The organism is Streptomyces sp. NPDC024632, assembly GCF_055559175.1.
In genome coordinates this window covers 281,004-304,136 of record NZ_JBVHLD010000011.1, presented here as the reverse complement: position 1 = coordinate 304,136, position 23,133 = coordinate 281,004, and the positions used below count along the sequence as shown (strand labels likewise).

Below are 23,133 nucleotides of genomic sequence, written 5' to 3'. Positions count from 1 at the left end.
GAGGACTTCATGGCATTTTGACGGCAGTAGTTGACGGCAACGTCAGCGGACGGCTTCTGCGCAAACGGGCAATTCGTCGCCGTCGTCGGGCCGCGTGGCAGGCTGGACGGGATCGCGCAGGGCGATGCCGAGGAGGTCGATGGCGTCGCGTTGGAGGCGGAGCCGCACGTGGGCGTACACCGTCGCGGTGACGCCGATGTGGGCTTGCCCCACAACTCCTTGATGATGACCAGTTCGACACCCTGCTCCAGGAGGAGGGTGGCCGCCGAGTGCCGGAGATCATGGAAACGAATGCGGCGCAGCCTGGCGCGGCGGAGCAGGGTGGTGAAGTGCCGGGTGAGGGCGGCGCCCTCGATCGGGGAGCCGTCAAACCGGGTGAAGACGTAGCCGCTCGCCTTCCAGCCCGTCCCCGCCGCTTCGCGTTCCTGGCGCTGCCGTTCGCGGTGCTGTTCGAGGTAGCGCAGGCACTCGGTGGGTAGTGCGATCCGCCGCTCCGAGGTCTGAGTCTTGGTAGGCAGGGCGGTCAGACCGCCGGAGTTGGTGCGTTGGAGGGTGCGTCGGATACTGGCGGTTCCGCCGGCCAGATCGAGGTCTTCCCAGCGCAGGCCGAGGAGTTCGCCCTTGCGGAGTCCGGTGCACAGGGCGAGTTCGTACAGGGCGTGGAGCCGGTCGCTGCTGGCTGCGTGGAGGAACTGCCGGGCCTCGCTCGCGGTGAAGGGCTTGAAGCGCCGAGGGCGGGGTGCGGGGGTCTTGACGTTACGGGCGACGTTGCGGGGAAGGTCGTCTTCGCGGACGGCGTGCTCCAGGGCGGACTTGAGGACCGAGTGGACGTAGGTCACGGTCAGCGGGGAGAGCCGCTTGTCGCAGCACTGGCCGATGGCGCAGCAGGAGCGCCGGTCGGTGTCCCGCCCCTGGGTGCAGCACTGGCAGGTGGCGCGGAGGCGGTCGAGGAAGGTGCGGACGTCGCGGGCGGTGACGCGGGCGAGCTTCTTGGCCCCGAGGCCGGGGTTGAGATGGAGGCGGACGCAGGCGGCGTATCGGGTGTGGGTGTTCTCCCGTACCTGGTGGACGGCGACGCCGTTCAGCCAGTACTTCAGGTACCCGCTGAGGGTGATGTCGGCCGCTGCGACGGGCAGGCCGAGGTGCTGGCGGCGATCCTCTCGGTGAGCTTGGCCAGGGCGTCCTTGCGGGTGGTGCCGTAGACGCGGACGCGCTTTCGGGTGTTGCCGGGGGCGAGGACGTATCCGGCGGCTTCCCAACGCCCGTCTTTGCGCTGGTAGACGCTGCCGTCGCCGTTGGCGCGTGCGCGGCGGGAGGGGTTGCTGTCTCGGGGCGTGGTCATCAGGCGGCTTCCTGGTCGAGGCGGGTGCGGATGAAGTCGGTCAGCGCGTGGGTGGGGATGCGGCGGGCGCGGCCGGGGGTGATCGAGGCGAGCTGCCCGGTGCGGAGCAGGTCGTAGACGGTGGAGCGGCCGAGCTGGAGGCGGGCCATGACCTGGGGGACCGTGAGCAGTTCCAGCACCGGCGCCCCCTCTGTGTGGAGGACGGCGAGCGGGCGTGAGGCCATCAAGAGCCCCCTTCGGCCGAGAACTGCCGTTCCAGTTCCTTGCTGTGCCATACGTGGGCGGCGAGGAGTGCGGCGCCGGGGCTGTAGCCCGAGCCGAGGTAGTTCCAGTGGCCGATGACGAGAGTGGTCGTCGGGTCGGGTTCGGGTAGGCCGGCGTGGGCGCGGGCCTGTTCGGTGCGCCACGTGCGGCGGGCGTCGCGCAGCGCGCCGAGGGTGGTGGAGTAGCGGCGGGATTTGGTGGAGAAGTGGCCCCGGAAGCCGAGCATGTGCGCCCATTTCCAGAGCTTGAGTTCGGTGAACTCCGGGCGTTTTCCGAGCTCCCAGCAGGTGCGGATCATCTGCCGGACGTGGCGGGCGACGGCGAGGCGTGGCAGCGGGCGGGCCTGTCCGGTGCCGTCGCAGGCGGTGCACGGGAGCGGGGTTCCGTGGGGCAGGAGGGTGGCGCCGCGTCCCTGGCAGGGGCGGCAGAACAGGGCGTGGTCGAGGGTGCCGGAGGCGTCGGCGGACTTGGCGGCGTACTTGGCCACGTAGGCGGCGACCGCCTGGTCGGTGAGTTCGCTGTCGGTGCCGAAGGCGGCGATCTCGCGTACGTCGAGCTGCTGGCCCCAGGCGAGGTCGCGTTCCCCGACCGCGGAGTCGACGGAGATGCGGGCGCACGGCGCGGCGGTGCGGATGGCATCGGTGAGTACGGCGGCGTTGGCGCACGAGGGCGGGGGGTGGGTGTTGCCGTCGGGGCCCCCTCCTCCGCCAGGCCGACTGGACCGCGGACGACCTCACTGAACATCTCAAGTAGCCATACAGGTCTAGACCACTGACGGCAGTAGTGCCAGCAACAACCACGCACATCGGCGCACGACAAGGGACCCTGACGGACCACCAAGGCCCCGCCCACCTGCCAAAACGCACGTAGAGCAGGGTCGAGTGTCACACGTACTATGTGCTGGCGGCCACGATGCCGGTCCTGGTTCGCAATTGTGGAACGGGTCCCCGGGACGGGGCGGGTCTGGGCCCCGATGAACTCATTTCGAAGGCAGAAGGGCTTCGAGATAAATATGCCGGAGAAATGGCCCAGCTCTCCAATCGCAAGAGGCCGGAAACTGTTACAGGTGGCTATAATACGGACACCGGGCAGCAGTATGCCGCGGCGCATCGTCGAAAGGTGTCTGTGCTGAGACCTGCGTTGTCAATCAACTCGGCGGCGATCCGTCAAAAATTGTATTCACTACTGCCGTAAGGCCTCGGACTGGGGTGCCGATCAATATGTGCGTCTCATGCGTAGGTCAGTTCGGTCGTGATGGGTTCAAGCGGATGCGTCGGAGTCCGGCCCGGTCGAGGAAGGCGCGGAAGCGGCGGGCGAGGTTGGCCGGGTCGTGAGGCCTGCCGGTAGAGGTGGTGAAGACGAGTCCGCTGTCCTGTCCAGGCTGTCCCTACGGTCCCGCGCTCCATGTCCTGCTGCTGTTCGTTCTTCTTGAGAGGCGTCTTCACTGACCACGCGCCAGCCGGAACTGGGCCTGCCCGCTGTCCCGAACGACCATGCTTGCTCCCTGGCTGGGGCCGTTGGCGATGGAGCTAACGGGGCTGATGCCGGTGCGGGGGTGAGCGAGACGCATGTGTCAGCCACGACGGTCGGCACGCCCAGCGTCGTGGCTGACTTTCTGCGGCTGATGCCAGAACCCCACGGGTACGGCACGCACGTGAGGGTCCGTCCCCGTCAGGGCTGACGGGTGCGGGGCGAGCCTCGGCCGGCCGTGCCCGGCAGGGACGGGAGTTCGGTGGTGAGCGCGGTTCGGCGAAGTCCTCGCTCGTCGGTGAGGTTTCTCCGTCCAGGGCGCACTGCATGGTGTACCGGGCTGGCGCCGCGTCCGGTTGGCGGTCGGGTTGGATCGTCCAGGTCTTGTAGCGCAGGACCGAGCGAGGGGTCACCGTCCCTCACCTCCGGTTGGCCGCAAATACCTTCATGCCAGCGCTGATGCCCGTGCGAGGTGTGGGCCCTTGGATCTACGGGGCCGGGCCTCTTCGCGCTGGGAGGCGACACGCCACTTCGCTGTCTGCTGCTCTGAATCTTGGGAATCCTTGGGGATTTTATTACTCCACCATGACCTGACGGCCGCCAAGATCACCCCCTGGACAACTCATGTCCACTTGAACAACATCTGGGGTGGGGACGCGGGATGGGGAAGAACGTGCGGCGGGCTGCGGGGACGCGGACTACGGCGGATGTGCTGTTGCGGTGGGCTTGGGTGCGGCGGCGGTCGGCTGAGGGGGATCGGGCCGATCTCGATGCCGGGATGACGCTGAAGGTCGCCGGGTTCACGAAGACGATCGGCGCGGGCGGGGCGAATACGGGCCGGTCGCGGCAGGGTTGGGTGTTGCTCACCGCGAGCGGACCGCTCGTGTGGGAGGACCGGCGGAGTCGGCAACAGGTGGAGCTCGCAGGGCCGGTGAAGCTTGTGGGGGAGGGGGAACGCGTGCCGGGGGCGTTCAAGTTTCGGCGGTTCAAGTTGACGACCGGAGACGGGTCGTACGACCTGGCCGTGCCCACCGATGACGTGGAGACGGTGCGGTACGCGTTGGGGGCGGCGGTGTGACGCAGGTGCGGGTGCCTCCGTCGGCCGACGGTGCGGCACGAGGGCGGGACCCGCTGAACGGGGTGCGGCCGACCGGGTCGGACGCCGCGTACGTCCAGGCGGGCGTCGAGGGGACGCTGCTCGTGGTCGGTGGCGCGGTGGTCGTCGAACTCGCCCCAGCAGGGCGGCGGTTCCTCGCCGCGCTGATCGACCTCGTTGTGGCCGGGGCGAGCCTGGCGGTACCGCTGATGGGCGGCACCGCGTTGCAGAACGCGGTCGCGCCGGACGGTGGCGGCTACTGGGACCTGCTCGGGCTGTGGCTCGGCGGCTTCGTCTGGCTCACGCTGTACGGCACCGTCTTCGTCGCGCTGTGGGGTGGCACGCCGGGCCTGCTCGTCACCGGCCTGCGGGTCGCCCACGTCTGGCGCGGTCACGAGCGGGCGACGTGGCAGGAGGCTTTCAAGCGGGCCCGGTTCGTGTCGGTCGTGTGCTGGCTGATCCCGGTGATCAATGCGATCACCGTCCTTGTCCGCCTCGCTCACCTCGTCCAGGACCGGCCGTACCACCAGAGCACCTTTGACACCGCCGCGAGCACCGTGGTCGTGCGCCGGTGAGGGAGGACGCTTCCGTGAGGAACGGGTGCGCTCGGCGACGTTGAGCGCCGGAACTGCGCGGGCGCCCCCTCCTGCGTCAGTGCGGCGCGCCTTCCCCGCCCGCCCGGGGGAATGGGGGCAGGGGCGGCCGGATTGCCCCGTTGGGGCGGGTGGTGAGGGGCCGGTCGTGATCCGCCGGACAGGCCCTACGTCGTTGGGACTCGGCGGAGGTTGCGGATGGCGGGGACGGAGAGGAGGAGGGTGCAGACGATGAGGGTGACGACGGCGCCGGTCTGGAGGACGTGGCGGGCGCCGAAGGCGGCGGAGGCGGGGCCGGCGAGGGACTGGCCGACGGGCATCATGGCGATGGAGCCGGCGACCTCGTAGGCGTGGATGCGGTTGAGGATCTCGCCGGGGACCTGGGTCTGGACGCTGGTGGCCCAGTTGACGCCCCAGTAGGCCCAGCAGATGCCGGAGCCGAAGACGCAGGCGGCGATCGCGGGGACCGGGAGGTCGAAGCCGACCGAGGCGGGCATCAGGGCGGTGCCGAAGAGGGCGATGGAGCCCGCGCGCAAGGGGCGGTCCGCGCGTACGCGCATGGCGATCAGCGCGCCGACCGCGGTGCCGCCGCCGAGGGCGGAGTTGACGAGGCCGTAGGCGCCCGCGCCGTGCTCGGGGATGATCTGACCGGCGGCGAGCGGTATGTAGGGGCCGAAGACAAAGATCATGTAGCCCATCCAGATCACGATCACCCCCCACATCCAGGTGCGCGCGCGGAACTCCCGCCAGCCCTCCGCGAGATCGGCCTTGAACGTGCCAGTGCCAGTGCCAGTGCCAGTGCCCGAGCCGGTGCCCGTGCCCGTGCCCGTGCCCGACCCCGACCCCGTCCCGGCACCCGTCTTCGCCGGAAGCGGTCGCAGCCGCAGCGCGATCAGGCACAGCGCGCTGACCAGATACGTCGACGCGTGGACGGCGAAGACGACGCCCGGTGAGGTGAAGCCGATCAGGACACCGGCGACCGCGGGCCCGGCCAGCCCCGCGACGGACTCGGCGGTACGGGTCACACCGTTGGCGCCCTGCACATCGGTGGCGACCCGCACGACCGTGCTGGCCACGCCCGGCTGGAACATGGCCGCCGCTGTGCCGTTGACGACGGCGATCAGCGCCATCTCCCACAGCGTGATGTGGTGGGTGAGGAAGAGCACCGCCGCGGTGGACTGCGTGCCGACGCGTACGAGATCGGCGCCGATCATCAGCCGCCGCGCGTTGAAGCGGTCCGCGAAGACCCCGCCGAAGATCACGAATCCGGCGAAGCACGCGGTGGACGCGGCCATCACCAGGCCGATGTCACCGGCCGAGTAGCCGTACTGGATCAGGCCCGCGGACAGCGCGACCGGCAGCATCGTGTCGCCGAGCATGGCGACGGAGCGGGCCGTGAAGTAGAACCGGAAATTCGCCGACCACAGCCGCTCCTTGCCCGGTAGCGGGGACGTGCGCGGGAGGTCCACCGCGGCGTCGGACAACGGCATGAGATTCGGCTGCGAAAGCGGCTCGGCGGCATCGGCCCCGGCGCGGTCGGGGCTGGGCGCGGAAGAGGTCACCAGGACATAGTGGACTGGACCATTCGGTGTCGTCCACACCGGTCCACACCGGTCCACGCCATCCCCCGCACCGGTCCCCGCACCGGTCAACCCCCCGGTCAACCCACCGGCCCCCGCCACCCCCCACCCCGGCCCCCGCAACCTCGCGGCACCCGCCGCCGCATGCCCGCTCCGGTGACCGAACTCACCCGCTGAGCAGCTCTTCCCGCCCCTCACCGCCGCCGCACGCCCGGTACAGCCGTACGGACCTCTCCGCCACCGCCACCTCGGAACCAGCCGCCGCACGCGCCCCCTCCGGCGCCGCCGTCTGCTCCTCCAGGGCGGTGTCGACGAGCAGTTCGTACGCCGCCGCCCACGGCGCCCCCGGCAGCGTGAAAGCGGCGGGCCGCGACCCCGCGTGCGCGATCAGCAGGAAGCTGTCGTCCACGACCGCCTCCCCCCGCGCGTTCCGCTGCGGAATCTCCTGCCCCGACAGGAACATCCCCAGCGTCGAGCCCGGCGCGAACCAGTCCTCGTCCGTCATCTCCTCGCCGCGCGGCCCGAACCAGGCCAGATCGCGCAGCCCCTCCGGCGCCTGCGCGAGCCCGGAGAAGAAGCCGCCGCGCCGCAGCACCGGATGGGCCCTGCGCAGGGCGATCAGCCGCGCCGCGAGATCGGACAGCGACCGCCAGGCCGGATCGTCCGCCAGCGACCAGTCGATCCAGCTCACCTCGTTGTCCTGGCAGTACGCGTTGTTGTTGCCGCCCTGCGTCCGCCCCATCTCGTCGCCCGCGACCAGCATCGGCACCCCGGTGGACAGCAGCAGTGTGGAGAGCAGGTTGCGGATCTGGCGGCGGCGCAGCGCGCTGATGCCGGGGTCGTCGGTCGGCCCCTCGGCGCCGCAGTTCCACGACCGGTTGCCGTCGGTGCCGTCCCGCCCGTCCTCGCCGTTGGCCTCGTTGTGCTTGCGCTCGTAGCTCACCAGGTCGCGCAGGGTGAAACCGTCGTGCGCGGTGACGAAGTTGACCGAGGCGTACGGCCGCCGCCCGCCCCAGTCGTACAGGTCGCTCGACCCGGACAGCCGGTACGCCAGATCGCGTACGTCCCCGGCCGCGCCCCGCCAGAAGTCCCGTACGGTGTCGCGGAACCGGTCGTTCCACTCCGTCCACAGCGGCGGGAAGGCGCCCACCTGGTAGCCGCCGGAGCCCACGTCCCACGGCTCGGCGATCAGTTTGACCCGGCGCAGCACCGGGTCCTGGGCGATCACCGTGAGGAAGGGGGAGAGCATGTCCACGTCGTGCGTCGAGCGGGCCAGCGCCGCCGCCAGGTCGAACCGGAAGCCGTCCACGCCCATTTCGGTCACCCAGTAGCGCAGGCTGTCGGTGATCAGCCGCAGCACGTGCGGCTGGACGACGCTGAGGGTGTTGCCGCAGCCGGTGTAGTCGGCGTAGCGCCGCGCGTCCTGCTGGAGCCGGTAGTAACCGCGGTTGTCGATACCGCGCAGCGACAGCGTGGGGCCGCCCTCGGCGCCCTCGGCGGTGTGGTTGTAGACCACGTCGAGGATCACCTCGATGCCCGCCGCGTGCAGCGCCCGCACCATCCGCTTGAACTCGCCGACCTGTTCGCCGCGCGTGCCGCTCGCGCTGTACGCGGCGTGCGGCGCGAAGTAGCCGATCGAGTTGTAACCCCAGTAGTTGCGCAGCCCCTTGCGCTCCAGGTGCTCCTCGTGCGCGAAGTGGTGCACCGGCAGCAGCTCGACGGCGGTCACCCCGAGCCGGGTCAGATGGGCGATGGCCGCCGGGTGCGCGAGACCGGCGTACGTACCGCGCAGCTCCGGCGGAATGTCCGGGTGCGCCCGGGTGAAACCGCGCACGTGCAACTCGTAGATCACCGAGTCCGACCAGGGCGTCTTCGGCCGGTGGTCGTCCTCCCAGTCGTCGTCATCGTCGACCACGACGCCCTTGGGGACGTACGGCGCCGAGTCGCGGTTGTCGCGCACGGTGTCGGCGACCTGCCGCTCGGGCCAGTCGCGCACGTGCCCGTACACCTCGGGGACCAGCGTGAAGTCGCCGTCCACCGCCCGCGCGTACGGGTCGAGCAGCAGCTTCGCCGGATTCCAGCGGGCGCCGGTCCACGGGTCCCAGCGACCGCCGACCCGGTAGCCGTACCGCTGGCCCGGCAGCGCGTCCGGTACGAAGCCGTGCCATATCTCATGGGTCAGCTCGGTCAGCGGCGCCCGCGTCTCGGTGCCGTCCGCGTCGAACAGGCACACCTCGACGGACTCCGCCCCGCCCGCCCACAGCGCGAAGTTGGTGCCCGCGCGCCCGCCGGGACCGGCGTGGAAACGCGCGCCGAGCGGCTGCGCCGAGCCGGGCCACACGGTCGCGAGCCGCGGCGCCACCCGCCGGTCCGACGCACCGGACGGCAGCGATACGGAAGCCACCGGCGGATTCCGCGGTACGGCCGGGGCGAGTGCGACAGACGGGTCCCGCGGTACGGCCGGGCCCGGCACCGGCGACGGCGGCGGTACGGTCGCCACCCCCGGATCGCCTGCGGGCAGCGGAAGACCCTCCGGGCGTCCCACGACGCCGTGTTCGCGTGTCTCTGACACGTGTATGCCTCCCGCGGCTCCGAAGGACCGAGCTGTGACCAGGTGCGCTGTGCCGGCAGGGCGGGCCGGGTCCGTACCGTACGCCGGGTGTCCCTCCCCGCGTCGACGGCCGTTTCCCCGCACCCGCTGCTCCATTCATTCCCACCGGGGGGTACGGAGTCACACGGTTGATCGGTGCACGTGCCGGCGGACAGCGCGTTTCCCCGGCGGCGGTCGCCTCGTTGACGGTGCGTGAAGACAGCGGTGAGGCGCGTGCTGCGCGCGGGTGCGGGAGTGGTACTGGGTGCGACGCTGATCGCGGGCTGCGGGGGACCGGGCGGGTCCGGCGGATCCGGCGGGACGGGCGGGGGTGACGACCGGGCGCCGAGCGCCACGTCGACCGACACCTCGACCGCCGTACCGGACGTCTCGCAGGCGGCCATCACCGTATCGCCCGGCGACGGCGCGAAGGACGTACCCGCCAGCGGGACGCTGCGCGTCACCGTCGGCCAGGGCAAGCTCACCGGGGTCACCGCCAAGAGCGCGGACGGCACCCCCGTGCCCGGCACCCTCGCCGCCGACGGCAGCGGCTGGCAGCCCACCGGACGCCTCGCGCTGGCCACCCGCTACACCGTCGACGCCTACGCGGTCGACGAGCAGGGCCGCCCGGCCGCCAAGCACGCCGACTTCACCACCCTCGTGCCGCAGCACACCTTCATCGGCTTCTTCACCCCGGAGAACGGCTCGACCGTCGGCGTCGGCATGATCGTCTCGCTGAGGTTCAACCGCCCGGTCACCGACCGCGCCGCCGTCGAACGCGCCATCACGGTCACGTCCGTACCCGCCGTCACCGTCACCGGCCACTGGTTCGGCGGCCAGCGGCTCGACCTGCGCCCCGCCGACTACTGGAAGGCCGGCACCCGCGTCACCCTCCACCTGCGGCTGCGCGACGTCCAGGGCGCGCCCGGCGTCTACGGCACCCAGTCCAAGGACGTGCGGTTCACCATCGGCCGCGACCAGCGCAGCACCGTGGACGCGGTGGCGCACACCCTGGTCGTCCGGCGCGGCGGCGCGGTCGTGCGCACCCTCCCCGCCTCGACCGGCGCGCCCCAGCACACCACGTACGACGGCGTGATGGTCATCGCCGAGAAGCACGCCGTCACGCGCATGAACGGCCAGACGGTCGGCTTCGGCGGCGAATACGACATCCCGGACGTCCCGCACGCGATGCGGCTGACCAACTCCGGCACCTTCGTGCACGGCAACTACTGGTCGCCCGCCGGGGTCTTCGGCACCACCAACGTCAGCCACGGCTGCATCGGGCTGCGCGACGTCAAGGGCGGCAGCGCCACCAGCCCGGCGGGCTGGTTCTTCGACCACTCCCTGGTCGGCGACCCGATCCGCGTGACCAACTCCCATGACCGCACGGTCGCCGCCGACAACGGGATGGGCGGCTGGAATCTCAGCTGGGCCCAGTGGCAGGCGGGTTCCGCCCTGTAGCGGCGGCCCCGCCCGTCCCGCGCGCGGGCTCGCCAGTCCGCCGCCCCCGTCCCGCATGCGCGGGCTCCCCAGTCCGCCGCCCCGTCCGCGCATGCGGGCTCCCCGTCCGCCGCACCCCCACTACACCCCCGACCGGCCCCGGTCCACAGCCATCTGGGACGGAACGGTGACAATCTCGTGAGCACTCGCGCTTGTTCCGTGTGATTGTCTTGCGCTGACCAGGGGAGTTCAGGTGTTCCGGGCGGTAGGGGAGAGCAAGAGTTGAAGCCGATATTGGCTGCGCCGGGTATCAGGAGAAACGTTCTGGTGCTGGCGCTCGGAGCGTTGCTGCTGATGGTCACCGCGTGCGGTGGCGGCGGTGGCGGCGGCAAGTCCGGCAGTGGGAACGGCTCCACGTCGGCCTCGAACGGCAAGGCGAACGCGTCGGACACGGTCGCCTCGACCGCCGTCGTGACGATCCTGCCGAAGGACGGCTCGACCGAGGTGTCGACCACGGGGACGCTGAAGGTCACGGCGCAGGGCGGCAAGCTCTCGTCGGTCGTCGTGAAGGACGACAAGGGCACGGAGGTGGAGGGCGCGATCTCCGCCGACGGCGCCGGATGGGTGCCGGCCGGGCACCTGGACACGTCCACGCAGTACTCGGTGGACGCGGTCGCCAAGGACGACGCGGGACGTGAGTCCGACAAGCACTCCAGCTTCACCACGGTCACCCCGAAGAACACCTTCGTCGGTTACTACACGCCGGAGGACGGTTCGACCGTCGGCGTCGGCATGGAGGTCTTCCTCAACTTCAACCGGCCGATCACGAACAAGAAGGCCGTCGAGGAAGGCGTCAAGGTCACCGCGAGCCCGTCGGTCCCGGTCGCCGCGCACTGGTACGGCGACCAGCAGCTCTACATCCGCCCGCAGGAGTACTGGGCGGCCGGTACGAAGGTCACGCTGAGCCTCAACCTCAACGGTGTCGAGGGCGCCCCCGGCGTCTACGGCAAGCAGCACAAGGACGTCCACTTCACCGTCGGCCGCCGCCAGGTGAGCATCGTGGACGCGGCCAAGCACACCATGACCGTCTACCGCGACAACAAGGTGCTGCGCACCATCCCGATCTCCTCGGGCGCGCCGGACCACACCACGTACAACGGCAAGATGGTCATCTCCGAGAAGTACGTGACCACCCGGATGAACGGCGACACGGTCGGCTTCGGCGGTGAGTACGACATCAAGGACGTGCCGCACGCCATGCGGCTGACCACCTCGGGCACCTTCATCCACGGCAACTACTGGGCCGCGACCTCGGTCTTCGGCAACAGCAACACCAGCCACGGCTGCGTGGGTCTGCACGACGTGCGCGGCGCGGGTGACGCGAGCACCCCCGCGGCCTGGTTCTACAACCAGTCGATCATCGGTGACGTGGTGCAGGTGCAGAACTCCAAGGACAAGACCGTCCAGTGGTACAACGGCCTCAACGGCTGGAACCTCCCCTGGAGCGAGTGGACGTCCTGACCGGGTTCCGCATCAGGTTCCGCATCAGGTTCCGCATCGGGTTCCGCCCGTGTGAGGCACCGCACGTGAGCCGCGACGGCCCGCCCCTGACCTGGGGCGGGCCGTCCGTCGTACGCTCGCCCGTATGACTGTGACCTTTGAAGTCGACGAAGGCGTCGGCACCGTCCGGCTCGACCGGCCGCCCATGAACGCCCTGGACTCCGGCACGCAGGACCGGCTCAAGGAGGTCGCCGAGGAGGCGGCGCGGCGTCCCGAGGTGCGGGCCGTGGTGGTGTGGGGCGGGGAGAAGGTGTTCGCGGCGGGCGCGGACATCAAGGAGATGCAGGCCATGTCGTACGAGGACATGGTCGACCGCTCGCGGGCGCTCCAGGAGTCCTTCACGGCGGTGGCGCGGATCCCGAAGCCGGTGGTGGCGGCCGTGACCGGTTACGCGCTCGGCGGCGGCTGCGAGCTGGCACTGTGTGCCGACTACCGGATCGCGGGCGAGAACGCGAAGCTCGGACAGCCGGAGATCCTGCTCGGTCTGATCCCGGGCGCGGGCGGCACCCAGCGGCTGTCCCGGCTGGTCGGTCCCTCCCGCGCCAAGGACCTGATCTTCACCGGCCGGATGGTGACGGCGCGGGAGGCGCTGTCGCTGGGTCTGGTGGACGAGGTCGTCCCGGCCGACGAGGTGTACGCGCGGGCGCGGGCCTGGGCGGAGCGGCTGGCGCGCGGTCCCGCGTACGCGCTGCGGGCCGCGAAGGAGGCCGTCGACGCGGGTCTCGAAACGGATCTGGAGACCGGGCTGACGATCGAACGCACCTTGTTCGCGGGGCTGTTCGCCACGGCGGACCGCGAGACGGGGATGCGCAGCTTCGTCGAGGACGGACCGGGGAAGGCCACCTTCCGCTGAGCCCGCGGATGCTGACGCGTGGTCAGCCGGAGACGGCGATCCGACGCACATGCGGCTGAGCGTCGAACGGGTGCTCGGCTGACAGCCCGTCAGAGGTGACGCAGGGTGCGCGGCTCACCTTAAGGCAACCTTATGCCAGCCTTAAGGAATGGGAGGCCGCCACCATCCGCTGTGATGGTTGCATACGTCAACTCCACTGATCAGCAGGGCCGTTGAGGGGTGTTCTGTGCCCAGGGCATATGCCTAGTCACAGGTGTGGGGCGGCGTACTCCGTCGGACGAATTCCCCCGGTTACCCCTCGGAGCGCTGCAATTGCAGCCATCATGAAGTCATGGCGGGCCGGGGAGCATCTGAGCAGCCGCAGCGGGTGGACACCGCCGCGGGTGCGGTTCCCGTTCTCACCGACGACACGGCGGCCAAGGCCCTCGATCTGTACGGCGACCCGTCCGTCCAGGAGGTCCATCTGACCTCCCGTCCCGAATCCGCCTCCACCGCCCGGCGCCTGGCGCTCTCCGTGGTACGGGTCTGGGGCCTCCCGCAGTTCGCCGACACCGTGGAACTGCTCGTCTCCGAACTCGTGGGCAACGCCGTACGGCACACCGGGGCGCGGACGTTCGGGCTGCGGATGCACTGGCGCCGGGGCTGGGTCAGGGTCGAGGTGCGGGACCCCTCGCGGGCGCTGCCCTGCCTGCTGCCGGTCCGCGGCCTGGACGCCAGCGGCCGGGGCCTGTTCCTGGTGGACAAGCTCTCCGACCGCTGGGGTGTCGACCTCCAGCCGCGCGGCAAGACGACGTGGTTCGAACTGCGGGTCCCGGAGCGGTAGTTCGCGCCCGGCGCGGGAGTCGGGGCCGTCGTGCGGGGGCGTCGGGGCCGTACCGCCGTGACCGGCCCGGACATTGTGAAGAGGCCCTTCGCGTCGTGGTAACGACTGCGCAAGGGCCTCTTCGAACCGCCGCGAAGCAAGGGGGGTGTGGTTCGCGGCGTCTGTGGAACGGCCGAGCGCGGGTCGGTGCGGGCCGTTGAGAAGACTCTGGCACGCAGTGCCAGGCATGGTCAAGCGCGCATATGGCTCACATCTGGACAAAAGAGGCATTGCGCCGCGCAAAGCAAGGGTGATGTGCGCCACCCGCCTTGTAAACCATGGATAAGTACGTTCATCTTCTTCTAATGATCGGGACCCTCGGGGATGTGGGGGGCGCGTCCCTGAGGAGGGGTGGGGGTAGCCCCCACACGCAATGGGGGACACACCTGATGGGCCCGCGCGCGGCCGTGCGGAAGAGTCGGTGACACGACGACGGGCGCCCTCAGCGGCCGTCACCGACACAGGAGTTGACCATGGCCGCCAGCACGGCGATCACCGGCCGGGCGGCCATCGCGTCCCCGTCCTCGCGCACCGCGGCCCTCGCCTCCTTCGTGCGGTTCGTGCTGTGCGGCGGCGGAGTCACCGTCCTCGCCAGCGGCGTCCTCCTGCTGATCGGCGACAGCGTCCCCCTCGCCCTGTCCAACGCCGTCGTCACCATCGGCTCCACGGTCCTGGCCACCGAACTCCACGGCCGCTTCACCTTCGGCCGGGGCGGCGCCACCTGGTCCGACCACTGCGCCTGCGCGCTCACCGTCCTGCTGTCGTACCTCTTCACCACCGGGGCGCTGCTCGCCTACGCCTCCGCGTATCCGTCCGGCGACGCCCTCACCCGGCAGGGCGTCTACATCGCGGCCTCCGCCCTCGCCGGCCTCGGCCGCTTCCTGCTCCTGCGGCTCGTCGTCTTCCGGCCGGCCCGCCGCGGTGTCCGGCTCGGCCGCGCGGCGGTCGCCGTCGCGGCCTGACGCCCGACCGGTGACGGCTGCCCGCGGGCTACGCGGTGGCCGCCGCCGTACGGGCGAGGGCGGCGGCCTCGCCGCGGGAGGCGACGCCGAGCTTGGCGAGGATGTTGGCGACGTGGAATTTCACGGTGGACTCGCTGATGTGGAGGGCGAGGGCGATCTCGCGGTTGCGGCGCCCGAGGGCGAGCTCTTCGAGGACCTGCCGTTCCCTCGGATGGAGGGCGTCCAGCGGCCCGGCCGCAGCGGGGGCCGCCGGGAGGTCGGGGGACAGCGGCAGGGTGACGGTGAGGGTGGAGCCCCAGCCGGGCAGGGCGTCGAGGACGAGCCGCCCGCCGAGCGCCGTGAGCCGGTCGGTGAAGCGGTGGACGGCGAGCGCCTCCGGGGCGAGCAGGCCGGGCCCGTCGTCGCGTACCAGCACGCGGAGCGTGTCCTCGTCGAGCTGCCAGCTCACATAGAGCCGCCCCAGGTCGCCCTGCTCCAGCATGGCCAGGACGGCCCCGCGTACCGCCGCCCGCGCGCCGTGGGCCACGTCGGCGGCCAGCGTACGGCGGGAGGCGGGAGGGCGCAGGTCCAGCTCGACGGGGCTGTAGCGCAGCAGCGGGCGCAGCTCGGCGGTGAGGCGGCCGAAGGCGGCGTCCGCGGGCTCCTCGCTCAGCTCCCGGTCCAGGTCGGCGCCCGCGCGCAGGTCGATCAGGGCCGCGACGGCCAGGTCCACGGCGCCGCGCCGCGCGGCGGTGTCGTCCAGCGACGCGGCGCGCAGCGTACCGAGGATCGCCGACAGCACCGAGGAGTGCGCGTCGGTCAGCTCCGCGATGGCCCGCGCCCTGGCCGCGGCGGCGGCCCGCGAACTGGCCGCCTGCGTCGGTCCTGCCTCCGCCATCCGGCGCTCCTGGTTGACGGTGACCAGGTCCCACAGGCCCTGCGCCACCGCCGTGACGTCGGCGTCCAGCGGCTCGGCCGAGGAGCGTACGACGACCAGCAGCGGGCCGGCGCCCGCGCCCGTGTCGGCGGCCTCGGTGGTCTCGGTAGCCTCGGCGGGCTCGGCGAACTCACGCGTGGAGGCGACGGCGAGCACCGGGTGCGGCGCCCCGGCCAGCACCGCCTCGCCCTGCCAGGGCGCGCCCGTCGTCACCCGCCCGGCCAGGCGCGTCAGTTCGGCGCCGGTGATCCGGCCGGTCAGCTCCTCGTCCCCGAAGGCCGCCGTCGGAGTGAACGTGCAGACGGCGCTCCGCCGGGCGACCGCCCGGTGCGGCACCAGGTCGGTCAGCACCTCCGACAGCCGCCGCATGGTGTCGGGCAGCGGTGCGCGGGTGACGACCAGGGCCCGCGCGAGGGCGTCCTGCGGGCGGATTCCGTCATGGCTCGGCATGCCTCCCGAGCGTACGGCGGCGATGATGGGCGCGGACTGTCCTTTCGGCCGGGCGGAACCGTCCGAACGGCGGGCCGGGTCGGCGGCGGCCCGCGGCGATGCTGGGAAGTGCCCTGAATGACCCCGGGGAGTGCCGGGGACACCCGGGGAGTTCCCCGGGACACCCGGGGAATGCCCGGGGACGCCCGGGGAACGCCTAGGAGGTGCCGGCGGAACGCCCGGGGAATGCCGCCGTCGCACCAGGGCGCCGCGTCTCCTCGGGCGCCCGCCAAGGCAATTGCTTCAGGTTTCCGAATGTTCTCGAATATTTCCGAGCCCTCCGAAGGATTGTGAACCCATGACGAAGTCCATCGCCTTCACCGAATACGGCTCCGCGGACGTGCTGCGGGCCGTGGACACCGACGTGCCGGAGCCGGGCCCCGGCCAGGTGCGGATCACGGTGCGCACGGCGGGCGTGAACCCGCTCGACAGCAAGATCCGCGCCGGTTACATGGAGCAGGTCTTCCCCGTGGACTTCCCGCATGTGCCGGGCCTTGAGGCGGCGGGTGTCGTCGAGGCGCTGGGCGAGGGCGTCGAGGGCCTGGCGGTCGGCGACGACGTCTTCGGCCAGACCGCCACCGGCGCCTACGCCGAGCGGGCGCTCGCCGAGGTCGCGAAGGTCGCCCTCAAGCCCGGCACGCTGAGCTGGGAGCAGGCGGCGGCGCTGCCGGTCGCGGCGGAGACCGCGTATCGCGCGCTGGACATGCTCAAGGTGCGGCCCGGCGAGACGCTGCTGATCCATGGCGCGGCGGGCGGCGTCGGCACCGTCGCCGTACAGTTCGCGGTCGCGCGCGGCGTCAAGGTCGTCGGCACGGCGAGCGAGGCCAACCACGAGCACCTGCGGGCGCTCGGCGCGGTCCCGGTCGCCTACGGGGACGGGCTGGTGGAACGGGTGCGGGCCGCCGCGCCCGAGGGGATCGACGCGGCGCTCGACGCGGCCGGGCGGGGCGACGCGCTCCAGGCGTCGGTCGAGCTGACCGGCGGCACCGAGCGGGTGCTGTCCATCGCCGACGCGCCGGGCGCGGGCAAGCTCGGCGTCCGCTTCACCTCGGGGGCCGAGGGGTACTACGGCGAGCCCGCCTTCGCGGAGGCGCTGGCGCTGTTCGCCGCGGACAAGCTGACCATCGCCGTCCACGAGGTGTTCCCGCTGGAGGCGGCGGCCGACGCGCAGCGCGCGAGCGAGGCCGGGCACCTGACCGGCAAGATCGTGCTCAAGGTGTCCGAGGGCGTCTGACGCGCGGACCCGGGGACGCGGCGTGACGGCGGGCGGTACGGGCGGGTCCCGTACCGCCCGCAGCCGTACCGCCCGCCGCCGTGTGGCCCGCGATCCCTGTGGGGTCCCCGGCCTTTGTGGGGTCCCCGGCCCCTGTGAGGTGTCCGGCCCTTGTGAGGTCCCCGATTCCTGTTAAGTTAGGGCACCCTAACCTTAATGATCAGAGGGAGTCAGGGTGAGCAGCGAGGTCTTCAGGGACGCCTGGGGCATCCCCCACCTCCGCGCGGACAGCGCCCGCGAACTCGCCTTCGCTCAAGGCCGGAACGCCGCCGTCGACCGGGCCTGGCAGCTGGAGACCGAACGGCACCGCGCGGAGGGCGGCACCGCCGCGTTCCTCGGCGCCGACGCCGTCGAGTGGGACCGCTTCGCCCGCCGCGCTCTGCTCGCCGACACCGCCCGCCGCTGCCACGCCCGGCTCGACCGGGACACCGCGCGCTGGGTCGCCGCCTACGTGGACGGCGTCAACGCCGGGCTGCCCCAAGGCGCGGCGCAGGCACCGGAGTTCGCCGCCACCGGCCTCGCACCCGGCCGCTGGCAGCCCTGGACGCCGCTGGCCGTCTGGCTCTCCACCCACATCCTCTTCGCGGGCTTCCCCGCCAAACTCTGGCGGTACGAGGCGGCCCGGCGGCTCGGCCCGGACGCCGTCGCGGCCTTCGCCACCGACGGGCCCGGCACCGCGGGCAGCAACGGCTGGCTGATCACCGGGGACCGCACCGCCACGGGCGCGGCGCTCCTCGCGGGCGACCCGCACCGCTTCATCGAGGCACCGGGCGTCTACCAGCAGATCCGCCTGGCCTGCCCGGAGTTCGACGTCGTCGGCCTCGCCGTCCCCGGCGTCCCGGGCCTCGCCCACTTCGGCCACACCGGCCGGGTCGCCTGGGCCATCACCAACGCCATGGCCGACTACCAGGACCTCTACCGCGAACACCTGCGCCGCGCCCCCGACGCCTCCGTCCGGGCCCTCGGCCCCGACGGCTGGGAGCCCGCCGCTTCCCGTACCGAGACCGTCGCCGTCGCGGACGCCGACCCCGTCCGCGTCGAGATCGTCGAGACCGCACGCGGCCCGGTGATCATCGGCGGCCCCGACGCGCCGGGGAACCCCGACGCGCCCGAGGGCCCCGACGCGCCCGAGACCCCCGCCGCGTCGGGCGGCGGCGCGTCGGACGGCCGCGCGGACACCATCTGGAACGCCGTCAGCCTGCGCTGTCCCGCCCGCGCCGGAGCCGAACTCGGCTTCTCCGCACTGCCGTCGCTGCTGCGCGCCACCACCGTCGGCGACGTCGACCGGGCGCTGGACGGCTGGGTCGAGCCGGTCAACGTCGTGCAGGCCGCCGACACCGAGGGCGGCCTCCTGCACCGGACGGCGGGCCGGGTGCCCGTACGGCATCCGGACAACTCCCTGTACGCCGTGCCCGCGTGGCGGAAGGAGCACGCGTGGACCGGCGCCTACGCGCCCCTGCCGCGCGCCGACGTCCGCGACGGCCTCGCGGTGATGGCCAACGCGCGCGAACTGGCCGCCCCGCTCGGCACGGAATTCGCCGCGCCGCACCGCGCGCGCCGCATCCGCCGCCTCCTGGCATCCGCCGACGACTGGACGGCGGACGGCATGGGGGCGATCCACACCGACGTCCATCTCGGCTCCGCCCGCGCCCTGTTGGACCACGTGGCCGACCTCCAGGGCCCTGACACGCCGCCGCTGAGCCCCGCGGCCTCCGCTCTCGGCGCGCGGCTCCTGCGCTGGGACCGGCGGATGGCGGCCGAGAGCACTGACGCCGCGTCATACGCCGTACTGCGGGCGGCGGTCGTCCGCGGTCTCGCCGCGCATCCCGCGCTCGCCCCGCTGGCCGACCTCGTCCATCCGCCGTCGTATCCCGCGACGTTCACGCCGTGGCTGGCACTGGTGCCCCGGGTGGCGTTCGCGCTGGAGACGCTGCTGGGCGGCGGGCTCATACCCGCGCGGGACCGGGCCGCGATCGTACGGGCCGCGCTGGAGGAGACGGCGGGGGCCGGTGCGGGGGAGGCGGGCGCGGGGGAGCGGACCTGGGGGGAACTGCACCGGCTCGCGCCCTGGCAGGCGCTGCCGCCCGACGCGTACGGGCACGCGCCCGAGGTGTGGCCGGGGCTGGCGGGGGACCACGACTGTGTGCTGTCCACGTCCAGCGTCCCCGGCATCACCCACCACAGCCTGCGCGGGCCCGCCGCCCGCTACGTATGGGATCTGGCCGACCGTGAGAACAGCCGGTGGGTCGTGCCCTTCGGAGCGAGCGGAGTGCCCGGCGGCCCGCACCACCGCGACCAGCTTCCGTACTGGCTGCGCGGCGACCTCGTCCCCGTGGTCACCGACTGGACCCGACTCACCAGGGAGACCTCTGTGCCCGAAGCCCCGGAAGCCCCCGAAGCCCCGAAAGCACCCGAAGCCACCGAAGCGCCTGCCGCTGGCCCCGCTGGAGCCGCCGCCTTTCACGGGCCGCCCGCCGGCTTCGGGACCGTCCGCTTCGTGCCTGTCGACCCCGACCGGGACATCGACCTCATCCACGCGTGGGTCACCCAGGAGCGGGGCCGGTTCTGGGGCATGGGCGACGCGACCCGCGACCAGGTGCGCGAGATCTACGCCTTCCTGGACTCGCTCGACACCCACCACGCCTATCTGGTCCGCCGCGACGACCGCCCCGTGGCCCTCTTCCAGACCTACCAGCCGGAGGCCGACCCCATCGGCGACTTCTACGAGCGGCTGCCCGGCGACGTCGGCGTCCACGTCTTCGTCGGCCCCATCGACCCCGGCGCCGAACGCGAACCCGACTACACGCGGCACCTGTTGACCGCCCTCCTCGCCCACGTCTTCGCCGACCCCGCCTGCCGCCGTATCGTCGCGGAACCCGACGCCCGCAACACCCGCGCGATCGACCGTCTCCTCAGCACCGGCTTCACCCTCGGCCCCCGCGTCGAACTCCCGGACAAACCCGCTCAGTTCGTCTTCCTCACACGCGACTTGACCACTGGTTGACCAAAAGAAAGCCGATACCGCGACCGGGAACCCTTCAGGTAGCGTGAAACGTCTCTACTGATGATCAGCTGTTGATCACCGGTTCACCACCCGTGAACACCACCCGCTGAACACCACGCGCCGACGGGGGAATTGACGCATGGGTCGTCCGAGCGACTGGCACATACTCGACATGGATCGCGATCCGGTTCCGGGTGACGCGTCGCGGGTGAAGACGTTGTCGCGGCAGTTGCACGAGTTCGCGGACGATGTGGGCGGCGCGCTGCGGCTGGTGAAGGGGATGCAGTCGGAGGACGCGATCCTGGCGTGGGCGGGGCTGTCGGCGGACGCGTTCCGGGAGGAGTTCGGGTCGACGCCGAAGAATCTCGACAAGCTGCATACGTCGTACCGGATCGCGGCGGAGGCGCTGGAGTCGTACTGGCCGGATCTGGAGCACGCGCAGTACCAGGCGGACCGCGCCCTGGCCGACGGGCGCACGGCGCATGCCCGGCTGGTCTCCGCGCAGAGCGGTCTGAACGGTGCGCAGGACTGGGTGCACACGGCCACGTCGACCGCCGACTCGTACGATCCGGCGAAGAACCACGGCGCGACCGTCCCGCCGCCCGATTCGGACCAGGTCCGCCAGGCCACCCGCGACCTGGCCGCCGCCAAGGCCCGTCGGGCCGACGCCCAGCAGGCCGTCTCCTCCGCGCAGTCGGCGCTCGACGCGGCGAAGCGGCTGGCGGAGCAGGCGCGGGGTATGCGGGAGGACGCGGCGCGCCGCACGGTGGCCAGGCTGCACGAGGCGTCGGACGCGGGGATCAGGAACCGGCACTGGTGGGAGAAGGCGGTCCACTGGGTCGCCGACCACTGGGACGAGATCATCACGGTCTGCAAGTGGATCGTGGCGGTCCTCGGCATCGTCGTGATGATCATCGGCGGCCCGCTCGCCTGGCTCGTCGTCGCCGCGGCGCTGCTCGTCCTTGCCGACACCGTCACCAAATACATCCAGGGCAAGGCCACTTTGTGGGACGTGCTCTTCGCCGTCCTGGACTGCGTCCCCATGACCAAGGGCCTGACCTCCCTCGGCAAGCTCGCCGAGCTCTACAAGGCGGGCGGCCTGCTCAAGATCGGTGCCCACGCGCTGGGTTCGGCCAAGGGCGCGCTCAAGAACATGGCATCGCTGATCCGGGACGGCGGCGAGGGTCTCCGGGCGATCACGGTCGCCTTCAAGGGCGGCGACCGGCTGCCCGGCGGCACCATTCCCTTCCGCGATCTGTCACCGAAGGCCAAGCAGTTGGTGAAGGCGCTGGAGGACGGCCACATCCAGATCCGCCCCGCCGAGGTGAATGTCACCCACCTCGCGGAACTCCAGAAATTCGCGGGTGTGGAACACGCCATCGTCCAGGGCCCCGGCGGCGAACTGCGGCTTTTCCGGGGCACGGAGATCGGCAGTTCCATTCCGAAGGACCTGCGCGGCCGGGGCTACAAGTTCACCGTCCACACCCACCCCGAGGACCGCATACCGGGGCCGCCGACCGATATCGAACGGGCCCAGGGAATGCGGAACAGTATGCAGTTCGACCTCGACAACAAGGCGAGCAGGCACGTGGAAGCCGTGGTCAGCCGCGACGGCAATGTCACGTTCTTCGACCACAACGGAATTATCGACGTGCCACAGGGGCAATATCCGCCGGGCGGTCCCATGAATGACCGCGGGTACGTGGTGAGAGTGCCTCATGTATAGTCGGCGTGAATCACCTTCAGCGACGGCATTGAGTGTGAGTACGGAGGATTCGGGCGCGATGAACGGACCCAACGCCTGCCAGTTCTGCGGACGTTATGTCCTCCAGGTGCCGGGCTGGACCACGTTCGTGAAGAGCTACCGAATGCTGCTGGCGCCCTGGGACCCCCAAGAGGTGTTCCTGGAAGGCTCCTTCCACCACTCGTGCCTGCGCACCTCCCCGTACCGGCGGGAGTTCCGCGCGGACGCGCTGCGGCAGCTCACCCAGGGCGACCACGACGTGGAGGTTGAGTTCGAGGGGCGGACCCGGCAGCAGCGCCGCCCCGGAATGGCCTTCACCGAGCAGGTGTTCTTCGGCGCGTCCGGCGAGCTGTTCCGCCATGCCAACGTCGACAGCTGGGTGTTCGTCGAGAAGGACGGCCCCTGGCATTTCCTCTCCGCCGACGACGTGCGGACGCTCGCCGCAGGGAGTCCGCTGCGGAAGTCCTCGGAAGCCGGTACGACACGGCTGCCGAGCGACCCCGGCGAATCCGTCGCCGAATGGACGCTGCCGGAGCTGCTCGACTTCCTCGAAGTCCGCGACCTCTACCAGGAAGTGCTCGACCGGCTCGAACCCGAATACACCTTCTGGGAGTTCAACGCCATCGCGCCGAAATACTTCCTCGACTACTCGGTGGACTGCGTCCAGCCGCTCCCCGCCGAACTGGCCGCATTCTGCGCCACCTACACGTACCGCGCCCGCAGCCTGGACTGGCAGGACGGCGACGCATGAGCGAGGACCGGCTGGCGATACCGCTCGACCTGCTGGAGGACTTCGCCACGATGCTCGGGTCGATCACCAAGCGGCTCGACGACACGAAGGCGACCCTGCGGGCCTTCGAGGACGACATGGGCGACGGCAGCGTCGCCGGCGCGCTCGACCACTTCCAGTCCAACTGGAAGGACGGCAGGGGCGACATCCACAAGCAGCTCACCGGTCTGGAGAAGATGGCGACCACCGTGGTCAGCGAGATCCGCAAGGTGGACACCGACCTGGCCAAGCAGCTCGCCGACTCCACCGAGAGCGCCCCCGGCCCGCAGCAGGGGCCCGCCCCGCACGGCACGAAGGAATAGCCG

At 71.5% G+C, this 23,133-nt stretch carries 17 protein-coding genes and 2 pseudogenes; 12 read left to right on the top strand and 7 right to left on the bottom strand.

From position 1 onward, the window contains the following. Window positions 1-42: 42 nt before the first annotated feature. The 4 genes and pseudogenes from ACZ37P_RS24195 to ACZ37P_RS24180 form a co-directional block, all read right to left on the bottom strand. Window positions 43-1,342 (bottom strand): annotated as a pseudogene (locus tag ACZ37P_RS24195) (tyrosine-type recombinase/integrase). After that, window positions 1,342-1,566, bottom strand: a complete 225-nt coding sequence (locus tag ACZ37P_RS24190) for a helix-turn-helix domain-containing protein (protein WP_467348556.1) — start codon at window positions 1,564-1,566, stop codon at window positions 1,342-1,344. The pseudogene ACZ37P_RS24195 and the gene ACZ37P_RS24190 overlap by 1 nt, the downstream one beginning before the upstream one ends. Beyond that, window positions 1,566-2,243, bottom strand: a pseudogene (locus tag ACZ37P_RS24185) (replication initiator); the annotation flags it as partial. The pseudogene ACZ37P_RS24185 and the gene ACZ37P_RS24190, both read right to left, overlap by 1 nt. 892 nt (window positions 2,244-3,135) lie before the next feature. Then, the gene (locus tag ACZ37P_RS24180; RefSeq protein ID WP_467348554.1) at window positions 3,136-3,489 is read right to left on the bottom strand and encodes a DUF7848 domain-containing protein; all 354 of its coding nucleotides are present in this window, start codon (window positions 3,487-3,489) and stop codon (window positions 3,136-3,138) included. A gap of 365 nt (window positions 3,490-3,854) precedes the next feature. Here ACZ37P_RS24180 and ACZ37P_RS24175 point away from each other — a divergent pair, with 365 nt between their 5' ends. Further along, window positions 3,855-4,154 (top strand): hypothetical protein, encoded by a 300-nt coding sequence (locus ACZ37P_RS24175; RefSeq protein ID WP_355349278.1) that lies wholly within the window; start codon window positions 3,855-3,857, stop codon window positions 4,152-4,154. 62 nt (window positions 4,155-4,216) lie between these two features. Beyond that, window positions 4,217-4,747 (top strand): RDD family protein, encoded by a 531-nt coding sequence (locus tag ACZ37P_RS24170; RefSeq protein WP_467348553.1) that lies wholly within the window; start codon window positions 4,217-4,219, stop codon window positions 4,745-4,747. Between the two features lie 185 nt (window positions 4,748-4,932). Here ACZ37P_RS24170 and ACZ37P_RS24165 read toward each other — a convergent pair whose 3' ends face one another. After that, on the bottom strand, window positions 4,933-6,144 hold the full coding sequence (locus tag ACZ37P_RS24165) for an MFS transporter (protein ID WP_467348580.1): 1,212 nt from the start codon (window positions 6,142-6,144) through the stop codon (window positions 4,933-4,935). Between the two features lie 367 nt (window positions 6,145-6,511). Further along, window positions 6,512-8,749: a glycogen debranching protein GlgX gene (glgX, locus tag ACZ37P_RS24160; RefSeq protein WP_467348551.1), complete on the bottom strand. Its 2,238-nt coding sequence runs from the start codon at window positions 8,747-8,749 to the stop codon at window positions 6,512-6,514. A gap of 399 nt (window positions 8,750-9,148) precedes the next feature. Between glgX and ACZ37P_RS24155 the strand changes: the two genes are divergently transcribed. The 5 genes from ACZ37P_RS24155 (at window position 9,149) to ACZ37P_RS24135 (ending at window position 14,612) form a co-directional block, all read left to right on the top strand. Further along, window positions 9,149-10,396, top strand: a complete 1,248-nt coding sequence (locus tag ACZ37P_RS24155) for a L,D-transpeptidase (protein WP_391161515.1) — start codon at window positions 9,149-9,151, stop codon at window positions 10,394-10,396. Between the two features lie 333 nt (window positions 10,397-10,729). After that, window positions 10,730-11,896 (top strand): L,D-transpeptidase, encoded by a 1,167-nt coding sequence (locus ACZ37P_RS24150; RefSeq protein ID WP_355349352.1) that lies wholly within the window; start codon window positions 10,730-10,732, stop codon window positions 11,894-11,896. A gap of 124 nt (window positions 11,897-12,020) precedes the next feature. Then, entirely contained in the window at window positions 12,021-12,788 is a 768-nt protein-coding gene (locus ACZ37P_RS24145; protein ID WP_391044672.1) for an enoyl-CoA hydratase/isomerase family protein, read from the top strand. A gap of 331 nt (window positions 12,789-13,119) precedes the next feature. Continuing rightward, complete coding sequence (locus ACZ37P_RS24140; RefSeq protein WP_355349293.1) at window positions 13,120-13,611, top strand: ATP-binding protein; 492 nt, start codon at window positions 13,120-13,122, stop codon at window positions 13,609-13,611. Window positions 13,612-14,123: 512 nt separating this feature from the next. After that, the gene (locus tag ACZ37P_RS24135) at window positions 14,124-14,612 is read left to right on the top strand and encodes a hypothetical protein (protein WP_467348549.1); all 489 of its coding nucleotides are present in this window, start codon (window positions 14,124-14,126) and stop codon (window positions 14,610-14,612) included. Window positions 14,613-14,640: 28 nt separating this feature from the next. Here the strand turns inward: ACZ37P_RS24135 and ACZ37P_RS24130 are convergent, their stop codons facing one another. Further along, window positions 14,641-15,978 carry a helix-turn-helix transcriptional regulator gene (locus tag ACZ37P_RS24130; protein ID WP_467348547.1) on the bottom strand — a complete coding sequence of 446 codons (1,338 nt, stop codon included), beginning with the start codon at window positions 15,976-15,978 and terminating at the stop codon, window positions 14,641-14,643. 337 nt (window positions 15,979-16,315) lie between these two features. Between ACZ37P_RS24130 and ACZ37P_RS24125 the strand changes: the two genes are divergently transcribed. The 5 genes from ACZ37P_RS24125 (at window position 16,316) to ACZ37P_RS24105 (ending at window position 23,130) form a co-directional block, all read left to right on the top strand. After that, window positions 16,316-17,251 (top strand): NADP-dependent oxidoreductase, encoded by a 936-nt coding sequence (locus ACZ37P_RS24125; RefSeq protein WP_391044678.1) that lies wholly within the window; start codon window positions 16,316-16,318, stop codon window positions 17,249-17,251. A gap of 214 nt (window positions 17,252-17,465) precedes the next feature. Continuing rightward, window positions 17,466-20,294: a GNAT family N-acetyltransferase gene (locus ACZ37P_RS24120; RefSeq protein ID WP_467348545.1), complete on the top strand. Its 2,829-nt coding sequence runs from the start codon at window positions 17,466-17,468 to the stop codon at window positions 20,292-20,294. Window positions 20,295-20,433: 139 nt separating this feature from the next. Beyond that, a complete protein-coding gene (locus ACZ37P_RS24115; protein WP_391044683.1) occupies window positions 20,434-22,020 on the top strand; it encodes a putative T7SS-secreted protein in 1,587 nt (528 codons plus the stop codon). 58 nt (window positions 22,021-22,078) lie between these two features. Further along, window positions 22,079-22,789 (top strand): hypothetical protein, encoded by a 711-nt coding sequence (locus ACZ37P_RS24110; protein WP_467348543.1) that lies wholly within the window; start codon window positions 22,079-22,081, stop codon window positions 22,787-22,789. Continuing rightward, complete coding sequence (locus ACZ37P_RS24105) at window positions 22,786-23,130, top strand: hypothetical protein (protein WP_391122829.1); 345 nt, start codon at window positions 22,786-22,788, stop codon at window positions 23,128-23,130. The genes ACZ37P_RS24110 and ACZ37P_RS24105 overlap by 4 nt, the downstream gene beginning before the upstream one ends. Window positions 23,131-23,133 lie beyond the last annotated feature (3 nt).

Coding starts and splice junctions, on each gene's coding strand:
- ACZ37P_RS24130 (WP_467348547.1), bottom strand. CDS start 15,978: ATGCCGAGCCATGACGGAATCCGCCCGCAGGACGCCCTCGCGCGGGCC.
- ACZ37P_RS24145 (WP_391044672.1), top strand. CDS start 12,021: ATGACTGTGACCTTTGAAGTCGACGAAGGCGTCGGCACCGTCCGGCTC.
- ACZ37P_RS24135 (WP_467348549.1), top strand. CDS start 14,124: ATGGCCGCCAGCACGGCGATCACCGGCCGGGCGGCCATCGCGTCCCCG.
- ACZ37P_RS24175 (WP_355349278.1), top strand. CDS start 3,855: ATGACGCTGAAGGTCGCCGGGTTCACGAAGACGATCGGCGCGGGCGGG.
- ACZ37P_RS24190 (WP_467348556.1), bottom strand. CDS start 1,566: ATGGCCTCACGCCCGCTCGCCGTCCTCCACACAGAGGGGGCGCCGGTG.
- ACZ37P_RS24140 (WP_355349293.1), top strand. CDS start 13,120: ATGGCGGGCCGGGGAGCATCTGAGCAGCCGCAGCGGGTGGACACCGCC.
- ACZ37P_RS24110 (WP_467348543.1), top strand. CDS start 22,079: ATGAACGGACCCAACGCCTGCCAGTTCTGCGGACGTTATGTCCTCCAG.
- ACZ37P_RS24150 (WP_355349352.1), top strand. CDS start 10,730: ATGGTCACCGCGTGCGGTGGCGGCGGTGGCGGCGGCAAGTCCGGCAGT.
- ACZ37P_RS24125 (WP_391044678.1), top strand. CDS start 16,316: ATGACGAAGTCCATCGCCTTCACCGAATACGGCTCCGCGGACGTGCTG.
- ACZ37P_RS24105 (WP_391122829.1), top strand. CDS start 22,786: ATGAGCGAGGACCGGCTGGCGATACCGCTCGACCTGCTGGAGGACTTC.
- ACZ37P_RS24115 (WP_391044683.1), top strand. CDS start 20,434: ATGGGTCGTCCGAGCGACTGGCACATACTCGACATGGATCGCGATCCG.
- ACZ37P_RS24165 (WP_467348580.1), bottom strand. CDS start 6,144: ATGCTCGGCGACACGATGCTGCCGGTCGCGCTGTCCGCGGGCCTGATC.